20 protein-coding genes and 1 pseudogene are annotated in these 26457 nt (G+C 69.1%); 5 read left to right on the forward strand and 16 right to left on the reverse strand.

All coding sequences use genetic code 11. The features are described 5' to 3' along the window. The 9 genes and pseudogenes from B0W80_RS27460 to B0W80_RS27500 all read right to left on the reverse strand — a co-directional run. Positions 1 to 295: pseudogene (locus B0W80_RS27460) on the reverse strand (alpha/beta hydrolase); the annotation flags it as partial. Positions 296 to 360: 65 nt separating this feature from the next. Beyond that, the gene (locus B0W80_RS27465) at positions 361 to 729 is read right to left on the reverse strand and encodes a hypothetical protein (protein ID WP_077002332.1); all 369 of its coding nucleotides are present in this window, start codon (positions 727 to 729) and stop codon (positions 361 to 363) included. A 139-nt stretch (positions 730 to 868) separates the two neighbouring features. Continuing rightward, positions 869 to 1075 carry a hypothetical protein gene (locus tag B0W80_RS27470; protein WP_077002333.1) on the reverse strand — a complete coding sequence of 69 codons (207 nt, stop codon included), beginning with the start codon at positions 1073 to 1075 and terminating at the stop codon, positions 869 to 871. Between the two features lie 144 nt (positions 1076 to 1219). Next, positions 1220 to 3271, reverse strand: coding sequence for a PAS domain-containing sensor histidine kinase (locus B0W80_RS27475; RefSeq protein WP_077002334.1), 2052 nt, complete (start codon positions 3269 to 3271; stop codon positions 1220 to 1222). A gap of 75 nt (positions 3272 to 3346) precedes the next feature. After that, entirely contained in the window at positions 3347 to 4222 is an 876-nt protein-coding gene (locus B0W80_RS27480; protein ID WP_077002335.1) for an NAD(P)-dependent oxidoreductase, read from the reverse strand. Between the two features lie 38 nt (positions 4223 to 4260). Continuing rightward, positions 4261 to 5310: an ABC transporter substrate-binding protein gene (locus B0W80_RS27485; RefSeq protein ID WP_077002336.1), complete on the reverse strand. Its 1050-nt coding sequence runs from the start codon at positions 5308 to 5310 to the stop codon at positions 4261 to 4263. 18 nt (positions 5311 to 5328) lie between these two features. Continuing rightward, positions 5329 to 6213 (reverse strand): ABC transporter permease, encoded by an 885-nt coding sequence (locus B0W80_RS27490; protein WP_256856699.1) that lies wholly within the window; start codon positions 6211 to 6213, stop codon positions 5329 to 5331. A gap of 5 nt (positions 6214 to 6218) precedes the next feature. Next, positions 6219 to 7253 (reverse strand): ABC transporter substrate-binding protein, encoded by a 1035-nt coding sequence (locus B0W80_RS27495; RefSeq protein WP_179107038.1) that lies wholly within the window; start codon positions 7251 to 7253, stop codon positions 6219 to 6221. An 11-nt stretch (positions 7254 to 7264) separates the two neighbouring features. Continuing rightward, on the reverse strand, positions 7265 to 8116 hold the full coding sequence (locus B0W80_RS27500; RefSeq protein ID WP_077002338.1) for an ABC transporter ATP-binding protein: 852 nt from the start codon (positions 8114 to 8116) through the stop codon (positions 7265 to 7267). Between the two features lie 241 nt (positions 8117 to 8357). On the opposite strand from B0W80_RS27500, the gene B0W80_RS36315 reads away from it, so the two are divergent. From B0W80_RS36315 to B0W80_RS27525, 5 genes are all read left to right on the forward strand, one after another. Further along, positions 8358 to 8687 carry an EthD family reductase gene (locus tag B0W80_RS36315; RefSeq protein ID WP_077002339.1) on the forward strand — a complete coding sequence of 110 codons (330 nt, stop codon included), beginning with the start codon at positions 8358 to 8360 and terminating at the stop codon, positions 8685 to 8687. A 22-nt stretch (positions 8688 to 8709) separates the two neighbouring features. Beyond that, positions 8710 to 10548 carry a hypothetical protein gene (locus tag B0W80_RS36320; RefSeq protein WP_077002340.1) on the forward strand — a complete coding sequence of 613 codons (1839 nt, stop codon included), beginning with the start codon at positions 8710 to 8712 and terminating at the stop codon, positions 10546 to 10548. A 60-nt stretch (positions 10549 to 10608) separates the two neighbouring features. Further along, positions 10609 to 11511 (forward strand): LysR family transcriptional regulator, encoded by a 903-nt coding sequence (locus B0W80_RS27515; protein WP_077002341.1) that lies wholly within the window; start codon positions 10609 to 10611, stop codon positions 11509 to 11511. Positions 11512 to 11695: 184 nt separating this feature from the next. Next, on the forward strand, positions 11696 to 12838 hold the full coding sequence (locus B0W80_RS27520; RefSeq protein WP_077002342.1) for a CaiB/BaiF CoA-transferase family protein: 1143 nt from the start codon (positions 11696 to 11698) through the stop codon (positions 12836 to 12838). 133 nt (positions 12839 to 12971) lie between these two features. Beyond that, positions 12972 to 17582, forward strand: coding sequence for a Dyp-type peroxidase domain-containing protein (locus B0W80_RS27525; protein ID WP_077002343.1), 4611 nt, complete (start codon positions 12972 to 12974; stop codon positions 17580 to 17582). Here B0W80_RS27525 and B0W80_RS27530 read toward each other — a convergent pair. The 7 genes from B0W80_RS27530 to B0W80_RS27560 all read right to left on the reverse strand — a co-directional run bounded on the left by B0W80_RS27530 (position 17560) and on the right by B0W80_RS27560 (position 26456). Further along, the gene (locus B0W80_RS27530) at positions 17560 to 20511 is read right to left on the reverse strand and encodes an AAA family ATPase (RefSeq protein WP_179107039.1); all 2952 of its coding nucleotides are present in this window, start codon (positions 20509 to 20511) and stop codon (positions 17560 to 17562) included. The genes B0W80_RS27525 and B0W80_RS27530 overlap by 23 nt on opposite strands. A gap of 137 nt (positions 20512 to 20648) precedes the next feature. After that, a complete protein-coding gene (locus B0W80_RS27535) occupies positions 20649 to 21650 on the reverse strand; it encodes a tripartite tricarboxylate transporter substrate binding protein (RefSeq protein ID WP_077002345.1) in 1002 nt (333 codons plus the stop codon). 46 nt (positions 21651 to 21696) lie between these two features. Beyond that, a complete protein-coding gene (locus B0W80_RS27540) occupies positions 21697 to 22614 on the reverse strand; it encodes an NAD(P)-dependent oxidoreductase (RefSeq protein WP_077002346.1) in 918 nt (305 codons plus the stop codon). 62 nt (positions 22615 to 22676) lie between these two features. After that, a complete protein-coding gene (locus B0W80_RS27545) occupies positions 22677 to 23930 on the reverse strand; it encodes an ABC transporter substrate-binding protein (protein ID WP_077002347.1) in 1254 nt (417 codons plus the stop codon). Positions 23931 to 23966: 36 nt separating this feature from the next. After that, positions 23967 to 24818, reverse strand: a complete 852-nt coding sequence (locus tag B0W80_RS27550) for an ABC transporter ATP-binding protein (RefSeq protein ID WP_077002348.1) — start codon at positions 24816 to 24818, stop codon at positions 23967 to 23969. Position 24819: 1 nt separating this feature from the next. Next, the gene (locus B0W80_RS27555; protein WP_077002349.1) at positions 24820 to 25626 is read right to left on the reverse strand and encodes an ABC transporter permease; all 807 of its coding nucleotides are present in this window, start codon (positions 25624 to 25626) and stop codon (positions 24820 to 24822) included. Continuing rightward, the gene (locus B0W80_RS27560; protein WP_077002350.1) at positions 25623 to 26456 is read right to left on the reverse strand and encodes an ABC transporter permease; all 834 of its coding nucleotides are present in this window, start codon (positions 26454 to 26456) and stop codon (positions 25623 to 25625) included. The genes B0W80_RS27555 and B0W80_RS27560 overlap by 4 nt, the downstream gene beginning before the upstream one ends. Position 26457: the final 1 nt, after the last annotated feature.

The following is a 26457-nucleotide window of genomic DNA, read 5'->3' on the forward strand; positions in this document are numbered from 1 at the left end:
GGTAGTAGCCCACGTGCGCGTCGACCAGCAGCACGTCGACGGCCAGGCCCGCCGCATGCACCGCTGCGACGAAGCCCTCGGCATTCATCTCTCGCATCGTCATGCCGCGCCCGGGGAGCACCACCAGGAGTGCGCGCGCCCGCGAAGCACAGGGGCTGTCGAAGCGGATCGTCGGCATCGGCACCGTCGCTGCGCGAGGGAGGTAGCCGCAGCCGGGAAGGCCGGACGCGCCGACGGCTGCGGCCATCGCGGCCCAGGAGGCGAAGCGTCGGCGTGTCGGAAGAAGCAGGGGCATGCCGCGACGCTAGCAGAAAGGCGGCTCGGCGCCCCTGCGTCGCCTCGCGCCGCCCCCTGCGTCGATCAGACGGCACGCACCGCCGAGCGATCGGCGCGCGACCTGCGCGCCATGCGAAGCGCGCGCCGCTTCTGCCACCTCCGCCATGCCACGATGCCCACGACCAGCCCGCAGCCCAGCAGATTGACCAGCGAGATCAGCAGGAAAAACAGGTCGAACACCACCAGCGCCCCGTAGAGCACCGCCGTGATGTGCGACAGCACCCACGAGCCCCAGGTCAGCTGCGACACCGAGGGCGCGCCGTCGCGGCAGCGCCAGACGACGACGATCTGCGGCACGTAGGTGAAGATGCGCACCGCATTCGTGATCAGGTAGACCCACGCGATGAGCATCGGCCAGAAGCCGGTGGCGACGGAGAGGCTGAAGCCTTGCATCGTTTCTTCCAGAAATGAAGATGCGCGACGTGCGCATCGCGATCACTCTAGGAAGTCATGACGCGCGGAACAATGCCGCATCCGCGCCAGGGGATCGCGTCTTCGCGGGATGCTCGACTGCGCTCGGACTGCGTCCCGCTCAGTCCCAGCGCGTGACGGGCGCGTCGGCGAACGCAGTACCCTGCGCGCGCTTGGGCATCTTGACCTCGGTTTGATGGGCCTGTCCCCAGACCAGGGCATAGCCGGCGCCGAGCGCGCCGAGCGCGACGAGCATGCCGAAGCCGAAGGTGTAGACCAGCCAACCGGAGCCCGCCGCGCAGATCAGGAAAAGCAAGAATCTGAGCATGGGGCCGAGTGTGCGCCGGACAATTCCTACACGCTGTGACCGAATCGTCAGATTCCGACGCTTACAACGGAAGTAGTCCAAATGGACCGAAGCGCGGGTGTGACGGATTTCACATCCGCCCGTGCTCCAGGGCGATGCAAGCCGTCAACGCCGGCCGCTGTCGAGCATCGCCTGCACCTTGACCGACATGGCATCGAGCTCGAAAGGCTTGGTCATCACCTCCATGCCTTCCTCGATGAGCGCGTTGCGCACGGCCGTGCTCTCCGCGTAGCCGGTGATGAACAACACCTTGAGTTCGGGCCGGATGGCGCGGCCGGCATCGGCCACCTGGCGGCCGTTCATGCCGCCGGGCAGGCCCACGTCGGTGATCAGCAGGTCGACCCGGCCGGTCGCCTGCAGGATGCGCAGGCCGGCCGGGCCGTCTTCGGCGCACAGCACGGCGTAGCCGGCATCGGCGAGCACGTCGCGTATCACCTGCCGCAGCGCGGATTCGTCCTCGATCAGCAACACGGTCTCGCCGGCGCCGCCGAAGGGCGTGGCGGCCACGTGCTTCGCGGCTTCCGCTTCGGCATTGCCGTCATGGCGGGGCAGGTACAGCCGCATGGTGGTGCCGCGGCCCACCGTCGAATCGACGCGGATCTCGCCGCCCGACTGGCGCACGAAGCCATACACCATCGACAGGCCCAGGCCTGTGCCCTGCCCGATCGGCTTGGTGGTGTAGAACGGATCGAACACGCGTTGCACCACCTCGGGCGGCATGCCGGTGCCGGTGTCGCTCACGCTCAGGCACACGTGGTCGCCGGCGTGCAGTTCGTGGTCCGCGGCGGTGTGCGCAGGCAGGGTTTCGTTGCACGTCGCCAGCGTCAGGCTGCCGCCGTCGGGCATGGCGTCGCGGGCGTTGATGCAGAGGTTGAGCAGCGCGTTCTCGAGCTGCGAGGGGTCGATGCGGGTCACCCACAGGTCCGACTGCGGCGCCACGCGGATGTCGATGGCCGGGCCGACCGTGCGCGCGATCAGGTCGGCCATGCCGGCCACGAGGCGGTTGACGTCGGTGGGCCGCGAGTCGAGTGTCTGGCGGCGCGAAAAGGCCAGCAGCCGCTGCGTCAGCGAAGCGGCGCGGCGCACCGAGGTCTTGGCCAGCTCCAGGTAGCGATCGAGGTCCTGCACATCGCCGCGCTTCAGCCGCATCTGCATCAACTGCACGCTGCCGCTGATGGCGGCCAGCAGGTTGTTGAAGTCGTGCGCGATGCCGCCGGTGAGCTGGCCCACCGCTTCCATCTTCTGCGCCTGGCGCAGTTCGTCCTGCATCTGGACCAGGGCACGCTGCCCGCGCAGCCTGTCGGTGATGTCGAAGCTGGTGAGGAAAGCCCCGATCTGCCGCCCTTCGGGGTCGCGCAGCGCCTCGGCCCGCAGCTCGTAATGGCGGCGCGCGATGGCCGGGTCGCCGAACTCCATCTGCGCGGAGAAGGATTCGCCCCCGAGCGCGCGGCGCCACACCGCGAGGGCGCTCTCGCGGTGCTCGGGCACGCCGTCCAGCATGTCGATCAGGCTGTCGCCCACGGCCGGGCGGCGGCCGTAGATGCGCTCGTATTCGTCGACGTTCGCGCGGTTGATGGCCAGGAAGCGGTAGTCCATGTCCAGCACCTGGATGAAGGCGCTGGTGCTCTCGACGATGTTCGCGAGCACGTCGCGCTCGGCCGTACGCTTCAGGTTGAGCGCCCGCAGTTGCGCGTCGGCCTGCACCTTGGCCGTGGTCTCGATCACGGTGTCGAGCATGCCCACGACATCGCCGCGCTCGTCGAAGACCGGCCCGTAGTTGAAAGTGAAGTAGGCGTCTTCCATGCGACCGTTGCGGTCGATGGTGATCATGTAGTCCTCGATGAAGGTCGACTCGCCCGCGAGCGCCCGCGTGGCGATGGGCTCGAGCTGGGGCCACACCTCCCGCCACGTTTCGCGCAGGGGCCGGCCGAGGGCATCGCCCTTGGTACCGAGGATCAGGTGGTAGCCGTCGTTGTAGATCGCGATGAGGTCCGGGCCCCAGAACAGGCAGGCCGGAAACTGCGACGCCAGCATCTGGTCGACTGTGATGCGCAGCGCTGGAGACCAGTCGACCGCCGGCCCGAGGGGCGTGGCGGCCCAGTCGAACGAACGGACCTGGGCTCCCATCTTTCCACCGCCGCCGACGAAGGCAGACATCTCGCGCGTACTCATCGTGCGCCGATCATAGGCGCTGGGCCATGCCACCCCAGCCCGCCGGGAATACGGGCCAGGTCAGCCGCCGGCCGGCTTCAGGATGGCCGGCAGCTCCGGCACCAGCGCCTGAGGCGCGCGGTCGAGCGCCAGTTCGAAGGTCGACAGCACCGCGGCCGCGATCTCCTTGTGCGCACCGGCATCGCCGGCCATGGTGTTGTAGTAGTCGAGGTCCTTGCGCGCATTGGCCACCGAGAAGCGCAGGCCCGAGGTGTCCTGGGCCAGCAGGAAAGGCTTGAGCCGCTCGAGCGCGATGCCCCCGCCGCCGCCCTTGGCCAGCACGTCGACGAAGGCATCGGGCGCGACGCCGTTGCTGCCGGCGCAGGCGGCGGCTTCGGACAGCAGCGCCACCATGCCGAGCGACACGTAGTTGTGCAGCAGCTTCATGCTGTGGCCCGCGCCCACCGGGCCGACGTGCGTGATGTTCTCGGCGAAGCACTGCAGCAGCGGCCTGCATTCGTCGAGCAGGGCCGCATCGCCGCCGACCAGCAGGTTGAGGCGTCCCTCGGCCGCTTCCTTGGGCGTGCGCGTCATCGGGCTGTCGAGAAAGCGGCCGCCCGCCGCCTGCACCGCCTGCGCCATGCGCACGCTCGACGAGGGAATGGCCGTGGAGCAGTCGATCACCACCGTGTCGGGCCGCAGGCCTTCGAGCAGGCCGTCGGCACCCTGGAGCACGGCCTCGACCTGGGGCGAGCCGGTCAGCACGAGAATCAGCACGTCGGAGTTCGCGGCGAGCGCCTTGAGGCTCGTGAAGGCGGTGGCGCCCGCGGCCTTCAGCGTGTCGAGCGGCTGGTTGCCCGGATGCTCGAACAGGCCGAGCGCGTAGTCGCGCCGCACGATGTTGCTTGCGATGCCGTGGCCCATCATGCCGATGCCGACCATGCCGATGTTCTTCATTCCTGCGCCTTTCTGGGTGGACGCCCGAGCGTAACGTCTTAACCGGGCCGCCGCTCGGCCGCGAAGCGCTTGAGATGTTGCGGGTCCACGGACTGCTGGATCACGTCGAGCGGAATCGGCTCGGGGATCGTCTTCGTCGTGTGCAGCACGCGCATGGCCAGGCTCAGCTTGCCGACCAGGCCCTTGTCGGCCGACACCATCGAATGCGGCGACGACGGATCGAGCTGCTCGTCGAGCGTGGGGCGCTTCATGTAGACGCGCTCCACCGCCGCCTTGGCCGCCTCGGGCGAGAGCGAGAGCCGCTTGACCAGCGCGTCGATGGCCAGCTGCGGATTCTTCGCCACCGCGTCGCCGGCGGCCGTCTCGATCTGCAGCAGCTTCACGCCGACACCCGGATGGCGCTTCAGGAACTCGGGCCGCGCCGCGGTCATGCGCGGGCACACGCCGCCGTCGGGCGTGTACTCCGGGTCCCAGCTCACCACCTTGAAGCCCTCGGCATCCAGCGAAGCCGTGTAAGGCGACCAGGCGATGCCGGCATCGATCGATTTGCTCAGGAAGGCATTGCGCAGCAGCGGCGCGGGCAGGTTGACCACGTCCATCTTCGTGAAGTCGGTGCCGAGCTTCTGCGCCATCAGGTACAGCGCCACCTGCGCGCAGGTGCCCGAGGCGGCGGCGATCTTCTGCGCCTTGCCGATGTCGCGGTAGGAGGCGATGGGGCTGTCCTTGTTGACGACCAAGCCCTCGCCCGTGGCGTCGTTCGAGTTCACGTAGATGATGCCCAGCGGAATCTTCTGCCCGAGCGCGAAGGCCAGCCCGAGCCCGGCCGTCACCACGTCGAGGCTTTCGCTCTTGAGGCCCGCGATCAGCGGCGCGCCCGACGGAAAGGTGAAGAACTTGGGCTTGAGCCCCATCTTCTCGAACAGGCCCAGGTCCTGCGCGACATACAAGGTCACGTGGTCGGCGGTGGTGTAGCCGTAGTTGACCTCGATCGGCGCACCACCTTGCGCTTGCGCCTGGGCCAGCGCGGGGCCGGCTGCCAGGCCGACGGCCGCAAACAGGCCCGCCAGCAGATGCTTCCAGGAATTCATCTCGTTGTCTCCTTGGCCTCAGCGGCCCTTCCAGTGGACGATGCGGGCCTCGAGCCCGTTGAGCGCGAGGTTCATGGCCAGCCCGATCGCACCGATGAGCGCGATGCCGATGAAGACCACGGGAATGCGAAACAGCAAGGCGGCGTCCGAGATCATGAAACCCAGCCCGCTCTGCGCGCCGACCAGCTCGGCCGCCACCACCACCGCCCAGCTCAGGGCCAACGCCACCTTGAGGCCGGTAAAGATCTGCGGCAGCGCGCCGGGCAGCACGATGCGAACGAAGGTCTGCCAACGCGTGAGCCCCAGCGACTCGGAAGCACGGCGGTAAGCGATGGGAAAGTTGGCGGCGCCCGCATGCGCGTTGGCCTGCACGTAGTTGAAAGAGACGAAGAAGATCAGCACGATCTTGCCCAGCTCGCCCAGGCCGAAATAGAGCACCGCCATCGGGATGAACGCGATCGGCGGAATCGGCCGGATGAAGGCCATGATCGGCGAGATCATCGCCCCGGCGCGCACGTTGTAGCCGGTGAAGAGGCCGAGCGGCACGCCCACGACCACACCGGCCGCAAAGCCGGCCAGCGTGCGCAGCAGGCTGACCTTGATGTGCTCGTGAAGCGGCTGGCCCTGGTAGCCGTTGCGCACCAGTTCGACGAAGGTGTCCCACAGGCTTTCGGGCGTGGGCAGGTAGCCGGGCTTGACCAGGCTCGAGTGCGACACCGCGGTCCACAGCACCAGCAGCAGCGCGACCGAGACGATCGAGTACACGACGTTGGGCACCTGCCGGCGGGTGCGCACCTGCGGCACCGCGTTGGCAGGCGCGTGGACGGCCGCCGCCGGCTTGGCGGGTGCCTGGGCACCGGCCTGCATGCCGGCCGTGTCGTGCATGTCGGAGGGGGCGGCCATGGCGTTCATTTCGGGTTCTGCTTGAGGTAGGCGAGGATGTAGGTCGGGTCGATCGCGTCCTGGATCTTGGCCAGCGACAGCGGCTCGTTGATGGCCTTGGTGGCATGCAGCACCTCGCTGGCCAGCTTGAGCTTGCCGGCCAGGCCACCCTCCTTCGAGGTCATCGAATACGGCGACTTCGGGTCGGCCTGGTCGGCGAAGCTGGGCACGCGGCCGCAGCACTCGCGGTCGAGCGTGGCCTTGGCCACCTCGGGCGTCACGCCCAGGCGCTTGACGAAGGCGTCGATGCCCAGTTGCGGGTTCTTCGCGAGCGCCTCGCGCGCCATCGCCTCCACCTGCACGAGCTTGAGGCCGAGGTCCGGATGCTTCTTGAGCACGTCGGGCCGCGCGGCCGTGAGGCCGGGGCACACGCCACCCTCGGGCGTGTATTCCTCGTCGAAGCTCGCCACCGGGTAGCCCTCGGACTGCAGTTGAAGCGAATACGGCGGCCAGGCCACGCCGGCATCGATCGAGTCGCTCATGAAGGAATTGCGCAGCAGCGGCGCCGGGATGTTGACCACGTTGAGCTTGCTCCACTCGACGCCGGCCTTCTGCGCCATCAGGTACAGCGACACCTGGGCACAGGTGCCGACGGCCGCGCCGATCTTCTTGGCCTTGCCGATGTCGCGGTAGCTCTTGATGCCCGACTTCGGGTCGACCACCAGGCCCTCGGCCGCGGCGTTGTTGGCTTCCCAGAACAGGAACTTGAGCGGGATGTTCTGGCCCAGCGCGAAGGTCAGCGCCAGCCCCGCCGTCACCACGTCCAGGCTCTCGCTCTTCAGGCCCGCGAGCAGCGGCGCGCCCGAGGTGAAATTGAAGAACTTGGGCTTCAGGCCCACCTTCTCGAACAGCCCCAGGTCCTGCGCGACGAACACCGTCACGTGGTCGGCCGTGGGAATGCCGTAGTTGAACTCGATGGGCGCGGCGCCCTGCGCGCGGGCGCCCGTGCAGGCCAGAATGAGCGAGGCGATGGCGCAGCCCAGGATCTTCTTCAGCGACATCATGTTCTCCTTCAGGCGGCAGCTTGCGGACGTTCGGCGCGCTCGGCCCGTTCGGCTTCGGGGCCTTCGACTTCGCTCTGCACCGCGAGCACCAGTTCGTGCTCGAGCGAGGTGAACTCGCTCGACGCCAGGAACTCGTAGTCGCGCGGCTTGGGCGCATGCACCCGCACCTCGCGCTTCACCCGGCCCGGCCGGCGCGTCATGGCGATCACACGGTCGGAGATGAAGATCGCCTCCCCCACGTCGTGCGTGATGAAGAGGATGGTCGGGCGGAAGCGCTCCCACAGGCGCAGCAGCAGCTTCTGCATCAAGAGGCGGGTCTGGTAGTCGAGCGCGCCGAAGGGTTCGTCCATCAGCAGGATGTCGGGCTGGCTGATGAGCGCCCGCGCGATCTGCACCCGCTGCTGCATGCCACCCGACAGTTGATAGGGGTAGTGCCGCTCGAAGCCTTTGAGCCCCACTTCCTCCAGCAGGCGCATGGCACGCGGCATGTAGTCGTCGGCCGCCACGCCGCGGCACTTGACGCCCAGCACCACGTTGTCGAGCACGTCGAGCCACGGAAACAGCGAGGGCTGCTGGAACACCACGCCGCGGTTCGGCCCCGGGCCGGCCACCGGCAGTCCGTCGACCGTGACCACGCCCGCCGAAGGCTGCTCGAAGCCCGCCAGCACGTTGAGCGCAGTCGACTTGCCGCAGCCCGTGGGGCCGACGATCGACACGATTTCCTGCGGCGCGATGTGCAGGTCGAAGTCGGCCAGAGCCAGCGTGCTCCCGCCGCGCGAGCCCTGCGTGCCGTAGGACTTGTTGACGCCCGCGAATGAGATCTTCGGCGCTTCGCCCGTGTGCGGGCCCGGCTGCTGCATGCTTGTCTCCAGTGTTCCTTGTTGCGGACGATGCTAGACCTCGGCCTTGCGGCGGACCATCTGAATTTGGTCAATGCGGCGAACGCCGATTGCGAAAGGCCGCCCGACGCCGCATGCTCGGTCGAAGCCGCTGCGGCGCCGAGGAGTCTTCGCATTCGTCGAAGCCCCCGTGCCGGAAAGTTGATTCCCGTTGCACGGCGCGCCGCCTTAGCATCACGCAGATTCGAGACCCGGAGACACCATGGCCGACGACACCATCATGTACAAGCGCATCGGGCTCGTGCAGCGCAAGAAGACGCTGAGCCGCGAGCAGTTCGAAGCCCACTGGCTCAGCACGCACGCCGACCTGTGCAAAAAGCTGCCGGGCATGCGCCGCTACTCGGTCAACCTGGTCGAGCCGGGCCGCTTCCCTCACTTTCCGTACGACGGCTTCTCCGAGCTGTGGTTCGACTCCGAGGATGCGTTGAAGGCCGCGCTCGACAGCCCCGAGGGCCGCACGCTGCTGGCGGACCTGCCCAACTTCGTCGAGAAGATCGAGCCGCTGGTGGTACAGGAGCATCCCAAGCTCTGAGACGTCGCAAGGTCGACAGGGTGTGAACGACGCAGCCATGGCGCAGCGCCTGCTGCTGTTCGGCACCGACGAGCCGGCCGCACCGGCGCTGCCGCTGACCGCGGGCCGGCTGTCGGCGCTGCTGCGTGGCACCCGCCTCGGCCCCATCCGCTACGACGGCCACGAGGTCTGGCACGGCATCGACTTTCTGTTTCGAGATGCCGACTGGGGCACACCCGCGCCCATGGTCGACAGCCTCGTGCACCACAGCGACACGGACGCATTCCGCGCCGAGTTGCGCGGCCACATCGACGCCGGAAGCGCCACCATCTCCTTCGACATCCGCATCGAAGCCGATGAAGATGGCCTGCGCTACGAAGCGACGGCGCATGCCGACGCGGATGTGCTCACCAACCGCACCGGCTTGGTCCTGATGCATCCGCTGCAAGCCTGCGGCCGCCCGGTGGAAGTGACGCACACCGATGGTCGCACCAGCAGCTCCACCTTGCCGACCTTGATCGCGCCCTGGCCTCCTTTCACGCTCGTGCGGGCCATCCGCCATGCCTACGCGGACGAGGCCTGGGCCGCATGCCGCTTCTCGGGCGAGGACTTCGAGCTGGAAGACCAGCGCAACAACGCCGATGCCTCCTTCAAGACCTACTGCCGCTCGAACTTGATGCCGCGGCCCTACCTGCTGCGCGCGGGCATGGTGGTGCGGCAGGCGGTCCTGCTCGAGATCGAATCGCCGCCTGCGAAAGCACTCGCCACGACGGCACGGCCGGTGCAGGTGCGCGTGGGCGATGCCGGGCCGCCCTTGCCCGCCATCGGCGTCGGCATCTCACCCGCCGACGTGGATGCGCCGCCAACCGTACGCGCAGCACTCGCCGCGCTCGCGCCCGCCCTGCTTCACCTTTCGCTCGACGCGAATGAAGCGTGGGTGAATGCGCACGGCATCGCAGACTTGCTGGCCGTCAGCGGCGCTTGTTCGCTGCGGCTCGACATCGCGAACGTCGACCCGGCGCACGCACCTTCGCAGATCGAAGGCATTGCTGCCAGCTTGCGTACGGCGAACGTCGTGCCGGCCTCGGTCCTTGCCCTGCCGAGCGTGCCGCCGGTCACCGAAGCCGCACGCCGCGCTTTCCCGGCATCGCGCATCGGCGCGGGCACGCCGCACTTCTTCACGCAACTCAACCGCATCGAGGATTTGGCGGCGGCCGACTTCCTGTCGTTCACCACCGCGAGCGTGGTGCACGGCGCCGACGACGCCGAGATCATGGCCGGCCTGCGCAGCCTGCCCGCGATGGTGGAGACACTGCGCTTTCGGCATGGGCCGCTGCCGGTGCACGTCGGTCCCAGCAGCATCGGCGCCAGGCAGAGTCCGCTGGGTGCGCAGCCCGCATCCGACGGCACGCGCCGGCTCGCGCTGTCACGGCGCGACCCGCGCACCCGCGGGCTGTTCGGCGCGGCATGGGCGCTCGGCTACGTCGCCCGATTCGCGCAGGCGGGCGCGAAGGCGGTCACCCTCTTCGGCTTGCAGGGCGATGCCGCGTTGATCGAGAACGGGCTGACCACGCCGGCCCACGAGCTGCTGCGGTGCCTGGGACGGCCCGCACGCTGCCGCGCGCTGGTCGACACCGATGCGGACTCGCTCGCCGCGCTCGCGCTCGAACGCGAGGGCCGCACCGAGATCCTGCTGGCCAACCTGGGCGAAGCAGCGCTCGACGTTCAACTCTCCGGCCTGGCCCTGCCAGACCACGCGCTGCTGATGGACGCAACCGCCTTGCAGGCGCGCGGCAATGACGCCGATGCCCCATGCTGCCGGCCCGTGCCCCTGCAAGAAGGCCGCCTGACCCTGCCGCCCTATGCGCTCGCCTTCGCGTAGACCCTGACTGTCATCGCCATCGGCCTGGGCATACTGGGGCGAACATCACCGAGGTGAAGCTTGCTGCCCGACATCGATTCCCTGGCCTTGTTCGTCCGCGCCGCCGAGCTGCGCAGCCTCACCAAGGCGGCGGAAGCCTCGCACATCGGCCTGGCCGCCGCCAGCCGCCGCATGGCATTGCTGGAGCATCGCTTCAAGACACCGCTGCTCGAGCGCTCGCCGCGCGGCGTCGAGCTCACGCCGGCCGGTGCCTCGCTGCTGCCGCATGCCAAGGCGCTGCTGCACGAAATCAACGAGATGCAGGCCGAGATGCGCGACCATGCCGACGGCCGCAAGGGCGCGCTGCGCCTGATGGCCAACACCTCGGTGATGACCGAGTCGCTGCCGGCCGACGTGGCCGCCTTCGCGCAGCGCCACCCCGACGTGCGCGTCACGGTGCAGGAGCGCTGGAGCACCGAGATCGTCCATGCGCTGCTGGCAGGCGACGCCGACGTCGGCATCGTGGTCGAAGGCACGCAGACCGAAAGCCTGGAAACCCGCACCTACCGCACCGACCGCATCGCGGTGGTGATGCCCGCGGCGCATCCGCTGGCCTCGGTGCCGGAGATGAAGTTCGCCGACGTGCTCGACGACGACCTGGTGGCGCTGGAGTCGGGCGCATCGATGATGCGGCTCTTGACCGAGCAGGCGGTCATCGAGGAGCGCACGCTCCAGCTGCGCGTGCAGGTGCGCAGCTTCGAAGCGGTGTGCCGCATGGTGCAGGCCGGCCTGGGCCTGGGCATCCTGCCCTACGAAGGGTCGAGCCTCATGGGCGAAGCCCTGGGCCTGGTGGTGCGGCCGCTGTCGGAGGCGTGGGCCGAGCGCAACATGCTCGTGTGCGTGAAGAAGGAGCGGGCGGGCAATGCCTCGGTCGGGATGCTCGTCGACCACCTGGCCTCGGCGCGCGCCGCGCCGGCCGCTTGACCCGGCAGCCGTGGTGCACGGCCGCCCGCGCTTCGAAATTCCACAAGTCCGGCTTGCCCGAATTCCCATGGACGCGTTCGGCCCCAGGGCGAAAAATCACTGCATCGGCCGCTCGCCTGCCGCCCTGCGTGCTTGCAGCCGATGCAGGCGCCGGACCCCGCGGCCCTCCAACGCAGAGGAATACATGGACAGCAAACCTCTCAACGGCATCTTCGTCGTGGCGCTCGAACAGGCAGTCGCCGCGCCCTTCTGCTCCAGCCGCCTGGCGGACGCCGGCGCGCGCGTGATCAAGATCGAGCGGCCCACCGGCGACTTCGCGCGCGGCTACGACGGCGCGGTGTACGGCGAGTCCTCCTACTTCGTCTGGATCAACCGCGGCAAGGAATCGGTGGCGCTGGACCTCACGCAGGACGAGGACAAGGCGCGCCTCCATGCGCTCGTCGCGCAGGCCGACGTCTTCATCCAGAACCTCGCGCCCGGTGCCGCGGCGCGGCTGGGCTTCGGCTCCGATGCACTGCGCGAGAAGTTTCCGCGCCTCGTCACCTGCGACATCAGCGGCTACGGCGAATCCGGCCCGCTGCACCAGCTCAAGGCCTACGACCTGCTGGTGCAGGCGGAGAGCGGCCTGGTCGCCGTGAGCGGCGCCCCCGGCCCGTGGGGCCGCATCGGCGTATCGATCTGCGACATCACGGCCGGCATGAACGCGCTGATCGGCGTGCAGCAGGCACTGCTGCAGCGCGAACGCACCGGCCGCGGCAGCGGCGTGAAGGTGTCGCTCTTCGACTCGGCCGGCGACTTGATGGCCGTGCCCTACCTGCAGGCGCGCTACGGTGCGGGCGCGCCCGAGCGGGTGGGCCTCAAGCACCCTAGCATCGCGCCCTACGGCTCCTTCGCCTGTTCGGACGGGCGCGAGATCGTGCTGTCGATCCAGAACGAACGCGAGTGGGCCAGCTTCTGCGGCACGGTGCTGGGCGATGCTGCACTGGCCGCCGACGCGCGCTTCGCCGGCAACAATGCGCGCACGCGCAACCGGCCCGAGCTCGAAGCGATCATCCAGGCGGTGTTCGGCGAACTCACCTATGCCGAAGCCGCTGACCGCCTGACCGAGGCGCAGACCGCCTACGGCGCCATCAACTCGGTGCACGACCTCATCTCCCACCCGCAGCTGCGCACCCGGCGCATGACGGTGCACGGCCGCACGGTCGAAGTGCCGGCGCTGCCCTACGTCATGGAGTGGGACGAGCCGCAGTTCGCGCCTATTCCGGCCATCGGGGAGCATGGACCGCTGCCGCAGGTGGAGGCGTTGCCGGCCAAGAAGGCGGCCTGAACACGGCACCAGGCTCGCGCGCCCGGACGGCGCTGCGCGCCTCATCCATTTGGTGGAGACAATCTCGTCGCGCCCTCTGGTGGGCAGCGAGTGGGCATGGCAGCATGGGCGCCCCTACGGGTGGAGGCCGAACATGCACAAAGAACTGGTCGTCAACACACCGAGCTTGTCGGGCAGCAGCGAACTCCTGGTGATCGCGCCCATCAAGCCCGGTTTCGTGCCGGCGCTCGATGCGGTGACCTATACCAGCCGCGCAAAGTTGCTGCTGCGCGCGCTGCACTCCGGGCGAAAGAACGCGCACGAATACAACCTGTTCCGAGCCGTCTCCGACGCGGTCGAGCGCGTGGGCGTGATCCACACCCTGCGTGTCGCAGTGCTCGAACCCGACGAGGCCAGCAAGGCGGGCAGCATTCTCCTGTCGGTCAACTTCGACGGCGCCTACGAGGCCTACGTGCGGACGATCTGGCAGAAGGCGGCCCGCCTGCTCGACCTGATCTTCTGCAACACCATCGACCACGTGACGGGCTGGGATCATTCCTATGACGCCTGGAGCCGTTGGTTGCTGTCCCGGCAGATCGACACGCCCTTCTACTACGGTGCGCCTTCGCTGACGAAGGGCGATGCGACTGCGCTGCGCATGCAGGACCGGTTTCAGCGACGCCAGGCGGGCACGGACTTGCTCAACACCCGGACTGCATTCACCGATGCGGAGCACATCGCGTGGGAGCTGATCCGAAACGACCGCGATCCGCAGTCGGGCCCGTTCGCGCAAGGCCCCTCCCAGGCGATGGCTGCCGGAGAACGCGAGGGCGTGCGCCAAGGCCTGCAGGGACTCGCAGGCGTCTACCGCCTGGCCGACCTCTACACGCCGGGCACGGCAGACGGGGACGTGCTGCGTCATGCGGCCTACGAGCTGCTGCCGGAGTTCGTGCGCATGTGGCAGATTCCCATCAAGTACGGTGCAAGCATCAGGGACGCCGCGGGCGAGCGCCTGAGCAAGGCACTGCAATGGCTGGAGCAGCCGCTCCCGCTGCCCGCCGTGCGCCAGAAGCCGCCCCTGCCCTCCGCTGCACCCACGCTGCCGCCACGTGCACAGGCCGGCATCATGCGGGCGGTCGAGGGTGCCACGCGGGCCTGCGTCTGCCTCGTGTCCTTCGACGCTCCGGCCGATGCAGCGGCGTTTCTGCGCGAGTTCACGCCGACCCCCGAAGGCGCTTATGTGGACGGGCAAGATTGCTGCAACGTCACGTTGAGCCTCGAAGGCCTGCGGGCCTGCGGCGTCCCCGAGCGCGTGCTCGACCGCTTGCCGATCGAGTTCCGTCAGGGCATGCAGCGCCGGGCCGGCGTGCTGGGCGACGTGCAGGCCAACCATCCGCGCCGCTGGGCGCTGCCGGTGGCGAACTGGCCCGCTGCCGTCGACCACCCGGACCTCCCCCCACCGCCCGGCGCACCGAACGTGCCGCTGGAGGCGGTGCACGCCCTGCTGCATGTGCGCGTTTTCGCCACCAGCGAGCAAAAACTCGGTGACGAGCTGAAAGTCCGCTTCGCCAGGCTCGGCACGGGCGTGCGTCCCTTGTCGGTGCAATGGCTGCGCCGCCAGTTCGACAACATCAACAACCCAGTCGATCACTTCGGCTACTCCGACGGCCATTCCGACCCGGTGTTCGCGCCGGACAACGCCTTCTTCTTTCCGAACCAGGTACACGTCGGCGAAGCGCTGGTCGGCCATGCCAACGCGGCCGACGCGAGCCCTCAGCTCGGGCCCGAACTCGCGCCGCTGTTGCAGGACGCCAGCTATCTGGTGGTGCGCAAGCTGCGGCAGGACGTCGCTGCATTCGATGCCGCCGTCGCTGCGACCGGGTTGCCGACCGACACCGTCAAGGCCAAGCTGATGGGCCGCAACGTCGATGGCACGCCGCTGTTCCCGGGTGGCGGCATGAACGACTTCAACTACGACGACGACCCGGCCGGCTCGGTCTGCCCGTTCGCCGCCCACATCCGGCGAGCCAACCCGCGAGTCAGCGATGGCGTGCAGGCGAACGAAGTCAAGGCGCTGCCCGGCGGCCGCCCGCCTCGGCTCTTTCGGCGCGGCATGTCGTACATGGACAGCGTCGACGGAGGGGGTGTTGAGAAGGGCTTGTTCTTCATGGCGTACAACGCGCGCATCGGCGAGCAGTTCGAAATCGTGCAGCGCTGGCTGGCGGGCGGCAACAGTTCAGGCGCGCCATCGGGTGCGGCCGACGCGATCTGTGGCGTGGCGGAAGCGGGCCGCCGACGCTTCTTTCGCTTCGAGAACGCGGGCAGCATCGTTCACATGCCGCTCGATGGCGACGACGAACTCGGGGTCGAAGCACCGCCGCTGGTGCGCCTGGCCTGGGGCGCCTACTTTCTGGCGCCGTCGCTCGATGGCGTGGAACACCTGGCCACGCTCGCCGACGCCGCCGCCCTGGCCAATGCCGGTGCTGCCCAGGCGCAGGTGCCCTGGAGCGTGGCCGAAGGCTTGGCCGCCATCAAGAAAATTCAGGACATCGAGGCCGAGGCCGGCGCCGATGCCGCACGGGCCCACTGGAAGACCGCGCTCGAAGACCCCGAAAGCCGCCGCGAGTTTCGAACGGCGTCGATCTGGGCGGCGATCCGCCGAGGGCACGGCGGGCTGCTGCGCACACCGTACGGCGTGCTGGTGGCCGACGACGCGCTGGTCCGCCAGGTGCTGACCGACGTCGACGCGCACTACACGGTCGATGGCTACCAGCAGCGGCTCGCGCACACCATCGGGCCGATCTTCCTCGGCCTGGACGCCGGTGCCGAGTACGACCGCCAGGCCCTGGCCTGCAATGGTGCGATCGAGCAGCTCACCTTCGATGACGGCTACACCCCAGCGCGCGCACTCACCCGCGCCCTGCTGCAGCGCTGGGTCGACGATGCGGACCAGCGCGCGGGCGGCTACGGCGAATCTCGATGGGAACTCAACGTGGACATCCGGGACGTCAACGATCGCGTGCTGGCGGGCCTGCTCGAAGCGTGGTTCGGACTGTCGCCGGCCGGCGGCCACCTGACGCCGGACGGCTTCAGCTGGGCGTTCGCGCCGAATCAACCCGCGCGCTACCCCGGCGCGTTCTACACACCGTCGCGCTACACCTTTCAGCCACAACCGACCGACACCGTGCGAGACATCGCCGAGCGCCACGGCCAGCATCTGCGCGACCGGATGACGCGCTACCTGCAAGCGTCGGACACCAGCATCGTCGCGCCGGTGACGCGGGCCGTGCTCGACAACCCCGCGTTGCTGCAGCCCGACGGAACCCGCGACTACGACCTGGCGGCGCGCACCATCGCCGGCGCGATCATGGGCTTCGTGCCGACCACCGACAACAACCTGCGCCGGGTCGTCGAGGAGTGGTTGCGCGACCAGACTATCTGGGACCTGCGTGCCCGCACCGCGGCCGACAGCTTGGCGGCTCCCGCCAATGGCCGGAGGCTGCTGGCCGATCCGATCGCGCGCACGATGATGCTGCGGCCGATGCCCGAGTTCATCTGGCGCACCTCGCTCGAAGAGCACGTGCTGCCCACCACGGACGGCGGCGCGTTCGTCGTGCATGCCGGCGACCGCGTCGTGCTGGGGCTGATCTCGGCCACGCAGCAAGGTCTGGAGCGCGGCGCGCGCGACGTGGTGCCGGTCTTCGGCGGTGATCGCTGGGCCACGCCCGCACCGCGCCATGCCTGCCCCGGAATGCCCTCGGCCATGGGCGTCATCGCCGGCGTCCTGTCCGCCATCGTCGACTCGCCGCTGGCGCTGCGCCCTGCGGTGTTCAACGGGCTGCTGTCCTTCGAAGGCCCGGTGAGCCCGGCGTACAGGGCGAGGCCGCCTGCGCCCATCCCCGCCAGCGCCGAGCGCATGGTCACGGGACATGGTGCGGGCCTGGCCGGCGGTCCGAGAATGTTCGCCCGGGCAGCCACGAGCCGTGGAACGCTGCTGGGCTGGGGCGACTCATGGTTCAACCTGAACCATCCGCTGACCACGCTGGATTGGGACCTTGCACGATCGCTCGCGGAATTGGGCTGGGACACCGCCGGGTTCTCGGCGTACTCCGACGCCGGCCTCACGCTGCGCGAGATGGCTGCGGTGGCACCGCGCACCGGCTTCTATCGGCTGGTGCGACAGAGAATGCCGCGCGCCATCCTGCTCGATGGCGGCGGCAACGACGTTCACGAGCGCGACCGCGATCCCCAGGGCCTCTGGTTCCCCACCTCGCCGCTGCACCACTTGGCCGCGCCCGCGGGCTCCACGCCGCCATTGAATCCGCAGGCCGTCGCCGACTTCGTGCACGGTCAATTGCGCGGCCGCCTCGATACCGTGCTGGCCAACCTGGTCGAAGCCACCCAAGGGACCATCCCGATCCTCGTGCACGGCTATGACCATCCGATTCCGGATGGCAGCCATTTCCCTTTCGGTGCGCCCTGGCTCGATCCGGTCAACGACCGCAGTCTCTACACGCTGGACCAGGGCAGGACGGTCATGCGGCTGCTGATCGACGAGCTCAACACGATGATCGCCGCGGCGGTTGTGCCTTTCGCCGCACGGGGCGCACGGCACCTGCCCCTGACCGGCACGCTTGCACTGCAGCCGGAGTACGGCACGAACTACCGGCGGTGGTGGCTCAACGAGCTGCACCCGACCAAGGAGGGCTACGACGCGCTGGCCGCAGTCGCCGACATCGCCATCACTGCGGCCGTAGGCCCCTGAGCCTACGATTGCTGGAAGCGTCTAGGCCGCCGATCCCCTCGACCAAGGCGCGGGCCGACTTCGCGTGCCAGCTCATGTCCATCGCCCCGAACGCATAGGCAGCCGCAGCGCCCTGCACCAACGCTTCGGAATGGTCGCCGCGCAGGCGCGCGAGCCGGCCCCGGCACAGCGCGTTGAGCGCGGCCTCGCGGCGCGATCCGCGCTCGGCCGCCCAACGGTCGGCGTAGGCCATCCAGCGTGCGATCGGCCCGTGGAATCCGCTGGCTGCCGACGCCAGCGCCAGCGCGCGGCAGCCGTTGCCGATGCCGAAGGTGTCGAGCTGGCGCGCACGCGCGAACAGGGCGGCGGCCTGCCGCCTGGCACCGGCCGCGTCGCCGGTCATGGCGAGCGCTTCAACCAGCCAGCCGTGGTAGATCGAGGTCATGAAGCGCCCGCGCCGCTGCTGCAGCCATTCGACCGCGGCCGCGAGCGTGCTCAGCCCAGCCTCGTCGCCACTGGAGGCCCAGCGGCCGTAGCCTTCGCAAGCGCGGCTGATCGCCAGCGGCAACAGGGCCTGGGTGGCGTGCGCGCGGCGCGCGCTTTCGGCGCTGACTTCCGCCAGCTCGTCCCAGCGCCCCTGCCACACCAGCACCACCATCCACCAGCTGCGGATCGAGTTGGCGATGGGGTGCGTCGAATCGCCGGCCAGTGCCATCGCGTCGTCGAACTGCGCCTGGGCTTCCACGAAGTCGCCGCGGTCACCGAGCAGGCCGCCCTTGCTGGCCAGGGTAAAGGCCGATCCGACAGCCACGCTGCTGCCCTTGCGCGCGCCGCGCTGCTTGGCGGCCAGGGCGCTGTCCATCAACGGCAGTGCAGCGGCATAGTCGCCGGCCGCCGCCAGCGCCTGGCCAAGCGTCGCCTGGATCTGCGCGGCCAGGCGTCCGTTGTCGGCGTCGGTGGCGATCCGGAGCGCTTCGCGCAGGTGGGTGGCGGCCCGCCGCGACAGGCCCAGCCCGAAACAGATGTGGCCCAGCCAGTACGCCGAGCGCGCGACCAGGTCGCCGTCGCCCGTGGTGCGCGCCTGTTCCAGGCAACGCTCGAAGGTCGGCAGCACGTCGGGCAGCGCCAGGGGGTCGAAGATGCAGGTCAGTCCCAGCTCATGGGCCAGCAGGCACCAGCGCCGCACAGCCGCGGCATCCCCGAGCCCGGCACGCTCCAGCGCGTCGAGCGCCGATTGGTAATGGCGGCGGGCGACATCCATCGCAAAAGCCGACAGCGCCTGCCGTGCCGCGCTCTCGGCATAGTCGGCGGCTTCGCCCCACAGCCCCGCCGCCTTCGCGTGATAGGCCAGCGCCTCCAGCGTTGCGGGGGCGGCCGGCGCCGCGGGTGCGGCGTCGAGCGCAGCCAGCGCTCGCGTGGCGCGCCGGTGCAGGGCCCGCCGCTCGTGCAGGGCCACGCTTTCGTAGACGGCATCGCGGGTCAGCCCGTGCTTGAACCGCACTTCTTCGCCACTGGCCGCGAACAGGAAGTCGCCCTCGGCCAACGCCGCCCAATCGAGATCGCGTTCGCGCCAGCCACCCACGGTGGCGAGCAGGCGACGGGGGAACGCGCTGCCCAGCACGGCCGCCGTGCGGATCACCTCCTGCTGTTCGAGCGACAACAGCGACAGCCGTGAGGCCACCAACTGCGTCAGCCAGCCGGGATGATCCGCATCGCGCAGCAGCCCGCGGCGGGCCAGCCGCGACTGGGCCAGTTCCTCGACGAACAAGGGCACGCCGCCGGCCTGGCGATGAATGGCCGCCACGGTGTACGGATCGGCCGCGGGCAGCCAGCGCTCGACGATCTGGCTCGAAGCGAGCTCGTCCAGGGGCGACAGCACGAAGGACGCTGCTGCGTCGACGCCTTCGGGCGCGTCTTGCAGCGGCCGCAGCGCCAGGACCACGCACAAGCCTTCCACGTCCTGCAGCACGCGCGCGAGCAACTGGCGCGACGCATCGTCGGCCCATTGCCAGTCGTCGATCAGCAGCAACAACGGCGACTTCGCAGCCGTGTCGCGCAGTCGCTCGTACAGGTCGTCCGGCGCCGCCGGCACACCCAAGCCTTCGAGCATCTCGGCAAACGGATGCAAGGCCCGCGAGCGCGATTGGTCGGCGCAATGGCCGCGCAGCATTTTCCAGCCGGCCAGTTGGGGCAGCGCCGACAACTCGTCGAGCAAGCGGCTCTTGCCCACGCCGGGCGGGCCGATCAGGTCGATACGGCGCCGGCCGCTGGCGCGAGCCGAACCGGAGATCGTCGTCGCCAATGCCATCAGCACGTCGGCGCGCCCGGCGAGCGGCGTCAAGCCGGGGCGCACCGCGGCGTCGAGCCGGGGAGCGGCCGCCACCCGCGAGGTGATCGCGGCAGCGCGCACAGGTGCCGCCCTGCCCGGCAGGCTCAGCTGGGTCTGCGCACCGGTCACGAAGTGCTTGGCGTGCGAGCCCAGCGAATCGAGGTCGGCCAGCACGGCGCCGGCTGGAGCGAACTGCGACAACCTGGCGGCCGTATGGGGGGCGTCGCCGACGATGTCGAAGCGGCCGCGCTCGATGTCGCCGTCGGCCAGCAGCACGACGCCGCCATGCAGGCCTGAGTGAAGCTGGAGCGGACGCAGGTCGTCCGGTAGCGGAATACGGCATGCGCGGTCGATCTCCTCCTGCGCCTCGAGCGCGGCCGACGCCGCGCGGAAACTGTCGTCTTCGGCCGGTGCCGGCAACCCGAAGATCGCAAGTACGCCATCGCCCTGCGTGCGGACCACGCGGCCCCGCTGGCGCTCGACGGCGTCGTGGCACACACGGCGCAGCGTCGCAAGCACCGCCGCGAACTGCTCGGCCTCCAGACGCTCGGCCAAGCGGCTCGACGCGCACAAATCCATGAACAGCAGCGTGAGATGTCGACGTTGACCAGCGGCGTCCAAGGGTGTGCTCTCGATCATCGCGCGGTGGGGGAAGCGGCCGAACCGGCCGACGCCGCAGATTCTTCAGTGGTGCAGACCCAGCGTCAAGCGACGGACCGGGGAAAGGGGTCGCGTACAGACGGGATTGGTCGTGCACCCTACTCGTCCTTGATCCCCGCTTCCTTGATGATCCGCCCGTACTTCGCCGACTCGCCCTTCACGAACTCGGCGAACGCGGCGCGCGATTCGTCGGAGGCGGTCATGCCTGCCTCCTCGACGCCCGCGCGCACGGCCGGCATGGCGAAGATCGCCACCGATTCGCGGTGGATGCGGTCGAGCACCTCTGCCGGCACGCCGGCCGGTGCGAAGAGGCCGACCCACACGGGGAAGTCGTAGTCCTTCAGCGCCGGCGTCTCCGACACCGAGGGGATGTCCGGCGCCACGCGCAGGCGCGACTTGGTCGACAGGCCGATGGGCGTGAGCTTGCCGGCCTTCACGTGCGTCATGGCCGGCGGAAAGCCGGCGAACATCATCGAGACCTGGTTGCCCAGCACGTCGGTCAGCGCCGGGGTCACGCCCTTGTACGGGATGTGGCGCAGCTGGATGCCGGCCGTGCGCGCGAACATCTCCATGGCGATGTGCTGCACCGAGCCATTGCCCGCGGTCGCGTAGGTGTGCTGGCCCGGTTCCTTCTTGGCGAGCGCGACCACGTCGGCCACCGAGCGCACCGGCAAGGCCGGGTTCGCCACCAGCATGAAGGGGTAGCGCACGGTCATTGCGACCGGCACCAGGTCCTTGTCGGGCCGATAGGCCATGCGCTCGTGCATGTAGGGGTTGAACACGATCTCGGCCATCGCGGCCATGAGCAGCGTGTGGCCGTCGGGCGCCGCCTTCGCGACGTAGTTGGCGCCGATCATGCCGGAGGCGCCCGTGCGGTTCTCGACCGTCACCGGCTGCCCCAGGCGCTTCGACAACTCGGTGGCCAACACGCGCGCCATCTGGTCGGCCACGCCGCCCGGCGGATAGGCCGTGACGATATTGATGGGCTTCGAGGGCCACGCTTGTGCCGACACGACGGCCGGCAGGCACAGCGCGGCACCGAGGGCCAGAAGGACCGCGTGTCGACGCGAGCGTCGGGAGCACCGGGGCGAATGGGTCATGCAGCCTTTCGTGAGGGCGGGATGGTGCGCTCCCGCGGGTCGGGGGTCAAGCTGCCTTGCGCGGTACTTCCGCCGGCTTCTGCCGTACCTCGATGCCCAGCTGCTTCTCTCGCACGAACATCAGCGCAGCGGTGTCGCGCTCGCCGAGGCCCTGCTCCATAGCCTGCTCCATCGTCTTCTGCGCGCCGCGGCCCACCAGCGCGTCGAAGCCCAGGTTCTTGGCCAGGTCGCAAGCCAGCCGCACATCCTTGCAGGCCAGCTTGACGGCGAAGCCCGGGCTGTCGTCGCCAAGGAAGGCCTTCTTGGGCATGGCCACGGCAAGCTGCTGGTTCCAGCCCATGGTGGTGCGCATCACCTCCTGCATCAGCTCCAGCGTCAGGCCCGACTTGATGCCGATCGCCAGCGCCTCGGTGTTGGCGACCATGATGGTGGTGGCCAGCAGGTTGTTGGTGATCTTCATCGCGTGGCCGGTGCCCGGGCCGCCGCAGAAGAAGGTGTCGGTGCCCATGCACTTGAGCACGGGCATGGCCTGCTCGATGGCTGCCGGGTTGCCGCCCACCATCAGCGTCAAGGTGCCGGTGGCCGCATGCTCGGAGGTCTTGCCCACGGGCGAGTCGACCATCTCCATGCCGCGCTCGCGCAGCGTGTCGCCCACGCGGCGCGAGGTCTGCGGGTCGATGGTGCTCATGTCGATCACGATGCCGCCCTTGCGCAGGCCTGCGGCCACGCCGTCGTCACCCAGCACCACCGCTTCGACATGTTGCGGCTCGGGCAGCATGGTCACGACGATGTCGCTGGCCGCGCCCACTTCCTTCGGCGTGGCCGCGGCCTTGGCGCCGGCTTCGACCAGGCGCGCCACCGCCTCCGGGCTGCGGTCGAAGACGGTCAGCTCGTGGCCGCCCTTGAGCACGTTGAGCGCCATGGGACCGCCCATCACGCCGATGCCGATGAATCCAACTTTCATGTTCACTCCGTTCGTTGATCAGTAGACGAGGCCGTCCGGCCTGCAAGCCCGTTCGGACCTGTTCAGGCGGGGTTGGCCCACTTGTCGATTTCCCACACCGGCCGGCCGCGCAGGTCGGCCACGTCGGTGCGCGTGAATTCCGCGGCGGCGGGCTTGCTGCCCAGCTTGTCGTAGGCCGCCTTCACCAGCGGCGCAGTGCGCTGGAACTGCGTGCGCACCTTGGCCCAGTCGAGCGCCTTCTCGATCTGCTTGTTCTCGGCCATGTACCGAGACGATTCGAGGATGGCGAGTGCATCCTTCTCGGTAGGCCAAGACCAGCCGCGCGAGAACAGCACGTCGTCCTTCACCACCTTGGCGCCCTGGGTGGCGTCGAGCTTCCAGTAGTCCTTGACCAGTTGCGACACGGCGCCCGCGTCCATCGCGGTGAGTGCCGCCACCGCTTCCTGCTGGGCGACGATGAAGGCCGTCACCGCCTGCGGATGCTGTTCGATGAGCGCGTTGCGGCCGATCCAGAAGGAGCGGTGCAGGTAGTAGCCGTCGGGGTAGAACTGCGACTTCTTCACCGACGGCAGCAGGATGCCGGCACCCTTGCCGGCCGGGCCTTCGTAGTAGTCCTCGGTCTGGCCGAAGGAATTCATGATCGCCACCGTGCCCGAGGCCTGGGCCGCATAGAAGGCCGGCGATATCGTGCAGGTCGCATCCACGCCGGTGGGCACCGATGCGGCCTGCGCATGCGTGGGCATGTTGACGTAGCGGATGCCGGCTTCCTTGACCACGTCCTGCACGCCCAGCTCGTGCTTGAGCATCTGCGTCAGCGCGCTCTGCGGATCGCCGCCCAGCGACACGCCGATGGTCTTGCCCTTCAGCGCCTGCGCGTTCTTGATCGGCGAGCCTGTGCGCGTGGTGATCAGGAAGCGCAGGTGACCTTCGCCCACCACGATGGGGCTGATCGGCAGGCCCGACGAGATGGCACGGATGATGGGCGTGTTGCCCCACATGCCGATGTCGAGGTTGTTGCCCACCATGGCCTCGACCATGGGCAGCGCGGTCGGGTACTCGCGCCAGTCGATGGTGAGGTCGTAGCCGAAGTCGGCGGCACGCTTCTCGAGCAGCTTGTTGTTGATCATGTACTGCGTCATGGGCGAATTGCCCGCGGCCCAGGGGATGCGGCCGATCGACAGCTTGAGCTGCTGCTTCGAGCCCTGCGCGCGTACGTAGGCGGGCATGGCCAGGCTGCCGGCGAGCGCGGCGCCGCCCACCACCAGGTGGCGGCGCGAGAGCGATGGCGCGGCAGGGAGGATCAGAGGACGGGACATGGCGAGTCTCCTTTCAGGTATTGGTGGACCGGGCGCTCAGGCGGCGTCGGCGGTTTCGCTGCGTGGCTCGTCGGCGCCGCCGATGGCGCGATAGGCCTCGTCGCGGATCAGGCCCCATATCTGTTCGCTGAGCTGCCCGAAGCGCGGGTTGGCCCGCACCGATTCGTCGCGCGGGCGCGGCAGGTCGATGTCGAGCACCGCGCGCACGCGGCCCGGGTGGCTGCTCATCACCACCACGCGATCGGCCAGGAACACGGCCTCCTCGATGTCGTGGGTGATGAAGATCGCCGTCTTGCGCTCCGAGCGCGGCGCGGTCTGGCCCCAGATGCGCAGCAGCTCGATCTGCAGGATCAAGCGCGTTTGCGCATCGAGCGCGCCGAGCGGCTCGTCCATCAGCAGGATGTCGGGCCCGTTCGCAAGCAGCCGCGCCAGTGCCACGCGCTGCCGCATGCCGCCGGAGAGCTGGTGCGGGTACTTCTTCTCCGAGCCCTTGAGCCCGACCAACTCCACGAAGTGGCGGATGCGCTCTTCGCGCTGCTGCGGCGTGAAGGGCTTGCCCGGCGTACCGTGGCGCAGGCCGAAGCCCACGTTGTCCTGCACCGTCTGCCAGGGCATCAGTGCGTAGTCCTGGAACATCACGCCGCGGTCGGCGCCCGGGCCGGTGATAGGCTTGCCGTCTTTCTCGAGCACGCCGGCGGAAGGCGTGTCGAGGCCGGCGATCAGGTTCAGCACGGTCGACTTGCCGCAGCCCGAGGGGCCGACGATGCAGATGAACTCGCCGTCTTCGATGTCGAGCGACACGTCGGCCAGCGCCAGCGTCTGCTGGCCCGTGCGCGGCGCGACGAAGCTCTTGGTGATGCCCTTGAGGTGCAGCTTGGGGGAGGTCATCTCAGTGTCTCCAAGGAAGAAGGTGGTGCTCGGCAGTGCGGAACACGCGGTCGATCAGCAAGGCGACGATGCCCACCACCACCATGCAGACGACGATGGAGTTCATGTTGATGTTGTAGGCGTAGAACACGAACATCATCTGGCCGATGCCGCCCGAAGCGCCGCCGCCGGACTTGGAGCCGACGGCCAGCTCGGCGGCGATGATCGCGGTCCATGCCACGCCCATCGCGAGGCGCGAACCCAGCAGGATGCTGGGCGCCGCGCCCGGCAGGATCACGCGCGTCAGGATGGTCATGCGCGGCACGCCCATGGTCATCGAGGCCAGCACCAGCTTGCGGTCGACCCGGCTCACGCCGTGCACCGTGTTGATGACGACGGGGAAGAAAGCCGCGTAGCTGACGATCGCCAGCGCCGTCGGCGTGCCGGTGCCGAACCACAAGATGGCCACGGGCAGCAGCGCCATCGGCGCGATGGGCCGGAAGCTCTCGATCAGCGGATCGAGGTTGTCGCGCACCGCGCGGCTCGATCCCATCAGCAGGCCGAGCACCACGCCCAGCACCATCGCGCAGACGAAGCCGACCACCACGCGTCCGAGGCTCTGCACGGTGGCCATCAGCAGGCCGCCGTTGAGCGCCAGGTCCACGGCGGCCTTGGCGACGCCCACGGGCGTGGGCGCCGGGCTGTTCGCCGGCAGCGTCAGGGCCCACAGCTGCCACAGCACGACCAGTGCGGCGGGCAGCGCCCAGAAGCGCACGATCTTCTGCCAGCGCGTCTGCGGTGCCTGCGTTGCAAGAGCCAGGGTGTTCATGACAGCTCCGTTCCTTCCGACCACGGGGTGAGCTTGCGCTGCAGTGCGCGCAGCGCCACGTCGCACAGGTAGCCCACGAGGCCGATCACGGCGATGAAGCCGAAGACCTTGGGCGTCATCAGCAGCTGCCGATACCACTCGATGGCAAAGCCCAGGCCGCTGGGCGAGCCGATCAGCTCGGCCGCGACGATGGCCGCCCACGACGCCGCGAAGGCGAGGCGGATGCCCACCATGATCACCGGCAGCGCACCCGGCACCAGCACGTGGCGCAGCATCGCGCGCCGGCTCACGCCCATGGTCTGCGCGGCCGAAATCAGCTTGCGGTCGACCTGCCGCACGCCCGCGATGGTGTTCAGCAGGATCGGGAAGAAGCCGACGTAGACCATGATGAACACCGGCAGCGTGTTGCCGATGCCGAAGATGAAGAGCGCCAGCGGCAGCCAGGCGATGCCGGAGATGGGCCGCAGCATCTCGACCAGCGGATCGATGTAGGCCTCGGCCGTGCGGCTCAGCCCCATCCAGAAGCCCAGCGGCACCGCCAGCACGATCGCGATGGCCAGCGCCAGCAGCAGGCGCGACGCGCTGATGCTGGCATGGTCGAGCATCTCGCCGCTCGCGGCCAGGTCCCACAGCGCGTTCACCACCGCGAGCGGCGACGGCAACTGCAGCGGGTTGGCGTTCCAGAGGTACATCGCCCACCACAGCGCGATGAACACCGCGAAGGTGCGCAGCGCGACGAACCAGCGTTGGCGCATCATGCGGCGCACGGGGCCATGGCCCGCTGCCACGGGCGAGGCCGTGCGAGCCGGTGGAGCCTTGGTCAGTTGCATC

It is taken from the genome of Variovorax sp. KK3 (assembly GCF_001984055.1).
In the GTDB taxonomy this organism is placed as follows: Bacteria; Pseudomonadota; Gammaproteobacteria; order Burkholderiales; family Burkholderiaceae_C; genus Variovorax.

Bases quoted from the DNA above. Each gene is read 5' to 3' on its own strand.
- B0W80_RS27465 (WP_077002332.1), bottom strand. From the start codon at position 729: ATGCAAGGCTTCAGCCTCTCCGTCGCCACCGGCTTCTGGCCGATGCTC.
- B0W80_RS27470 (WP_077002333.1), bottom strand. From the start codon at position 1,075: ATGCTCAGATTCTTGCTTTTCCTGATCTGCGCGGCGGGCTCCGGTTGG.
- B0W80_RS27475 (WP_077002334.1), bottom strand. From the start codon at position 3,271: ATGTCTGCCTTCGTCGGCGGCGGTGGAAAGATGGGAGCCCAGGTCCGT.
- B0W80_RS27480 (WP_077002335.1), bottom strand. From the start codon at position 4,222: ATGAAGAACATCGGCATGGTCGGCATCGGCATGATGGGCCACGGCATC.
- B0W80_RS27485 (WP_077002336.1), bottom strand. From the start codon at position 5,310: ATGAATTCCTGGAAGCATCTGCTGGCGGGCCTGTTTGCGGCCGTCGGC.
- B0W80_RS27490 (WP_256856699.1), bottom strand. From the start codon at position 6,213: ATGGCCGCCCCCTCCGACATGCACGACACGGCCGGCATGCAGGCCGGT.
- B0W80_RS27495 (WP_179107038.1), bottom strand. From the start codon at position 7,253: ATGTCGCTGAAGAAGATCCTGGGCTGCGCCATCGCCTCGCTCATTCTG.
- B0W80_RS27500 (WP_077002338.1), bottom strand. From the start codon at position 8,116: ATGCAGCAGCCGGGCCCGCACACGGGCGAAGCGCCGAAGATCTCATTC.
- B0W80_RS36315 (WP_077002339.1), top strand. From the start codon at position 8,358: ATGGCCGACGACACCATCATGTACAAGCGCATCGGGCTCGTGCAGCGC.
- B0W80_RS27520 (WP_077002342.1), top strand. From the start codon at position 11,696: ATGGACAGCAAACCTCTCAACGGCATCTTCGTCGTGGCGCTCGAACAG.
- B0W80_RS27525 (WP_077002343.1), top strand. From the start codon at position 12,972: ATGCACAAAGAACTGGTCGTCAACACACCGAGCTTGTCGGGCAGCAGC.
- B0W80_RS27535 (WP_077002345.1), bottom strand. From the start codon at position 21,650: ATGACCCATTCGCCCCGGTGCTCCCGACGCTCGCGTCGACACGCGGTC.
- B0W80_RS27540 (WP_077002346.1), bottom strand. From the start codon at position 22,614: ATGAAAGTTGGATTCATCGGCATCGGCGTGATGGGCGGTCCCATGGCG.
- B0W80_RS27545 (WP_077002347.1), bottom strand. From the start codon at position 23,930: ATGTCCCGTCCTCTGATCCTCCCTGCCGCGCCATCGCTCTCGCGCCGC.
- B0W80_RS27550 (WP_077002348.1), bottom strand. From the start codon at position 24,818: ATGACCTCCCCCAAGCTGCACCTCAAGGGCATCACCAAGAGCTTCGTC.
- B0W80_RS27555 (WP_077002349.1), bottom strand. From the start codon at position 25,626: ATGAACACCCTGGCTCTTGCAACGCAGGCACCGCAGACGCGCTGGCAG.
- B0W80_RS27560 (WP_077002350.1), bottom strand. From the start codon at position 26,456: ATGCAACTGACCAAGGCTCCACCGGCTCGCACGGCCTCGCCCGTGGCA.